3 protein-coding genes are annotated in these 3,771 nt (G+C 66.9%); all 3 read right to left on the minus strand.

Translation table 11 applies throughout. The annotated features are described in order from the left end of the window. Positions 1 to 42: 42 nt before the first annotated feature. The gene (locus VFL64_RS21780; RefSeq protein ID WP_489542485.1) at positions 43 to 660 is read right to left on the minus strand and encodes a hypothetical protein; all 618 of its coding nucleotides are present in this window, start codon (positions 658 to 660) and stop codon (positions 43 to 45) included. 10 nt (positions 661 to 670) lie between these two features. Further along, complete coding sequence (locus VFL64_RS21785) at positions 671 to 1,357, minus strand: J domain-containing protein (protein WP_489542486.1); 687 nt, start codon at positions 1,355 to 1,357, stop codon at positions 671 to 673. A 78-nt stretch (positions 1,358 to 1,435) separates the two neighbouring features. Further along, positions 1,436 to 3,511 carry an NAD-dependent DNA ligase LigA gene (gene ligA / locus VFL64_RS21790; protein WP_489542487.1) on the minus strand — a complete coding sequence of 692 codons (2,076 nt, stop codon included), beginning with the start codon at positions 3,509 to 3,511 and terminating at the stop codon, positions 1,436 to 1,438. Positions 3,512 to 3,771 lie beyond the last annotated feature (260 nt).

Here is a 3,771-nt window from a genome sequence, read left to right on the forward strand (position 1 = left end):
TGGCGGTGCTGGCGCATGCGGCCAGCCGATCGCAGGCAGGCGTCAGCTCTTAGGTACCGAAGCCGGCGCGTCCGCAGGCTGCGGCGGAAGATCACTGATCTCGGCGATGCGGATCTCACCGCCTTCGAGCACCAGGCGCACCCGCTCGATCTTCTCGGTGCTGCTGGTGCGGCGCATCACGTCGACACGCTCCAACTTGCGGCATTCGAGACGCAGCGTTTGCGACAAGGCTTCGGCACGGCCCTCGTTGCACGCGCGCTCGCTCTGGTAGCGCTTGGACGCCTGCACCATGCGCGTCACCGAGTCCATGTACTCGGAACCGGCCATCTCGCTGCGGCCCTGCTTGCTCAGCTGCACCGACTTGAAGTTCTTGGCCAGCAAGCGCCCGGCCGAGGCCATGTCGCGCTCTTTCACGGCGTTGTCGAAGCGGCGCAGCGTCTCCAGCGCGCCGGCGCTCGTCAGCTCCGTGGCCTTGACGGCTTCCCATTGCGTCGACGGCGCCTTGGCGTCGCACGGCCTGTCTTGAAACGACATCTTGCCGCTCTCGTTGGCGCAGGCCCAGGTGGCCATGGCGCTCAGCGGCCAGAGCATGGCCATGACGGCGAAGCCGACACCGGCTGCACGGCGAGCAACGACGAGGGGGGTGCGGTGGAGGGTCATCGGCACGCTCTCAGCGGTTGCAGCTCAGGCGCTTGCCCTCGCCACGGTTGATCACCAGGCGCTGGGCACCGAGCTCTTCAACGACAAAGCTGTTGGATTGTTCTGTGTCACGGAACACCAGCTTGTTCGCAGAGAGCGTGTAGTCCCCACGCACCGGCTCCCCATCGGACTGGCCGGCGTAGGTGCCGTCGGGCGCGAAGCTCAGTTCGAGCCCGCGGCCCGTCAGCGGCCCCAGGCAGCGCCAGGCTTTGCCTTGCAGCTGGGTCTCGGGCGGGGGCGCGGCCGGTGCGGCTGCCACCTGCGGTGCCGCACTGGCTTCGACGACGACGACAGGCGCAGCGGGCTTCGGCGCGCTGGGCTTGCGCATGAGCCACCAGCCCGCGATGAGCAGCACCACGGCAACGCCACCGATCAGCAGTTTGTTGCGGTGCGAGGCGGGCTCTTCTTCATCGTCGTCCACCTGCACGGCGACGGCAGGGAGCTCGCGCTGGCGCAGCGAGGCGTCGTACACCGCCCGGCGCCGCGGGTTGGACAGCGTGCCGTACGCCTCTTTCAAGGCCAGCCACTGGGTCGGGTCGGGCTGAGTCTCACCCTCGGAAGCCAGTGCAGCCCAGGCCGCCTGGATCTCTTCGGGCGTGGCCTCGGGCTTCACGCCCAGGATCTCGTACAGGGTCCTCTTGCTGGAAGCGTCTGACATGGCTCTATCCTGTGGAGCCCCAAGTCTAGGGCGACATCGCGCTTCGGCGATGCCGGCCGGGCCGCGCTTCGGTACCGCTCATCCGGTCGCGGGCAGCAAGGCCCGCAATGCGGCTTCGTCGATCACCTCGACACCCAGCTCGCGCGCCTTGTCCAGCTTGCTGCCGGCTTCTTCACCCGCCACCACGTAGGTCGTCTTCTTCGACACCGAACCCGAGACCTTGCCGCCAGCCGCTTCGATCAGTTCCTTGGCCTCGTCGCGCGAGAGCACGGGCAGCGTGCCGGTCAGCACGAAGATCTTGCCGGCCAGCGGCTTGGGTGTCAGGTCGCCCGCACCTTCGCTTTCCGTCCAGCTCACGCCCACCGCCTTCAGGCGCTCCACGACCTCGCGGTTGTGGTCCTGCCGGAAGAAGGTGTGGATGCTCTCGGCCACGATGGGGCCGACATCGGGCACTTCGAGCAGCTGCTCGACCGTGGCGTCCATGATCAGGTCGAGCTTGCCGAAGTGCTTGGCCAGATCCTTGGCCGTGGTCTCGCCCACCTGGCGGATGCCCAGCGAGTACAGAAAGCGCGACAGCGTGGTCTTCTTGCTGGCCTCCAGGCCGGCCAGCAGGTTCTGCGCGCTCTTCTCGCCCATGCGTTCCAGCGCGCTGAGCTTGGCGAGGCCCAGCGTGTACAGCTCGGGCAGGGTGCGGATCAGGCCCGAATCGATGAGCTGGTCGACCAGCTTGTCGCCCAGGCCTTCGATGTCCATCGCGCGGCGCCCGGCAAAGTGCAGGATGGCCTGCTTGCGCTGGGCCGGGCAGAACAGCCCGCCGCTGCAGCGCCAGTCGGCACCGCCTTCTTCACGCGCGATGTCGCTGCCGCAGACGGGGCACTTGCCGCCCAGGCGCTTGTAGAGATCGAAAGGCTCTCCCACGTCGGCCGTGCGTTTCTCCAGCACCACGCTCACCACCTCGGGGATCACGTCGCCGGCGCGCCGAACGACCACCGTGTCGCCGATGCGCACGTCCTTGCGGCGTGTCTCGTCTTCGTTGTGCAGTGTGGCGTTGCTCACCGTCGTGCCGCCCACGAACACCGGCTCCAGCTTGGCCACCGGCGTGAGCTTGCCGGTGCGGCCGACCTGGATGTCGATGTCGCGCACCACCGTCATCTGCTCCTGCGCCGGGTACTTGTGCGCCACCGCCCAGCGCGGCTCGCGCGAGACGAAGCCGAGCTTCTTCTGCAGCTCGCGCGAGTTGACCTTGTAGACGATGCCGTCGATGTCGAAGGGCAGGCTGTCGCGCTTCTCGCGGATCTTCTGGTGGAAGTCGACCAGTCCTTGCGCGCCCTGCACCACCACGCGATCCGCGCTGACCGGCAGGCCAAAGCTCTGCAGTGCATCGAGCATCTGGCTGTGTGTGGGCGGCACCTCCCAGCCCTGCACATCGCCCAGGCCATAGGCGAAGAAGCTGAGCGGCTTCCTGGCCGCAGCGGCCGAGTCCAGCTGGCGCACCGCACCGGCCGCCGCGTTGCGCGGGTTGACGAAGGTCTTTTCGTTCTTCGCGCCCTGCGCGATCAGCTCGCGCTGGCGCTCGTTGAGCTTCTCGAACTGCTCACGGCTCATGTAGACCTCGCCGCGCACCTCGAGCACCGGCGCATCCACACCCTTGAGCCGCAGCGGGATCTGGCCGATGGTGCGGATGTTGTGCGTGACGTCCTCGCCCTTTTCGCCATCGCCGCGCGTCGCAGCCTGCACCAGCACGCCGTGCTCGTAGCGCAGGTTGATGGCCAGACCGTCGAACTTGAGTTCGGCGGCGTACTCCACCGGCGGGTCGGCCTCGGTGAGTTTGAGTTCTCGGCGCACGCGCGCATCGAAGGCGATCGCGCCACTCGATTCGGTGTCGGTCTCGGTGCGGATGCTGAGCATCGGCACCGTGTGGAAGACGGGCGTGAGGCCTTCCAGCACCTGCCCTATCACCCGCTGCGTGGGCGAATCGGGTGTCAGCAACTCGGGGTGATCGGCCTCGATCGCCTGCAGCTCCTGGAAGAGCTTGTCGTACTCGGCGTCCGGGATGCTCGGCTCGTCGAGCACGTAGTAGAGATGGGCATGATGGTTGAGTTGCTCTCGCAACTCGGCGGCGCGTTGGGCAGGGCTGGTGGTGATTGGCGGCATGGCGCCGTGGAGTTTAGGCGCCTCGCGTCAGAAGATCAGCCACAGCAGCAGGATGATCGGGATGGGAACGCCGAGGGCCCACAGAAGAATCGATTTCATGGTGTGCTCCTGATGTGTTGATGAGGAGCCTTCTGCATGGAGGGTCATGATGGTCGTGCATACCGGAAATCACCTCTCCGCTCGGCGGCCGAGGCCGCTTCGGCTTGTCGGAGCGCTCCGACAAGCCGGTCACTGGAACAGCCGAACGACAGAACTACAGA

Origin of the sequence: Rhizobacter sp., from assembly GCF_035702065.1 — a bacterium.
Taxonomy (GTDB): Bacteria; Pseudomonadota; Gammaproteobacteria; order Burkholderiales; family Burkholderiaceae_C; genus Rhizobacter.

Excerpts from the sequence above, each read along its gene's own strand:
- VFL64_RS21780 (WP_489542485.1), bottom strand. The coding sequence starts at position 660 with ATGACCCTCCACCGCACCCCCCTCGTCGTTGCTCGCCGTGCAGCCGGT.
- VFL64_RS21785 (WP_489542486.1), bottom strand. The coding sequence starts at position 1,357 with ATGTCAGACGCTTCCAGCAAGAGGACCCTGTACGAGATCCTGGGCGTG.
- ligA (WP_489542487.1), bottom strand. The coding sequence starts at position 3,511 with ATGCCGCCAATCACCACCAGCCCTGCCCAACGCGCCGCCGAGTTGCGA.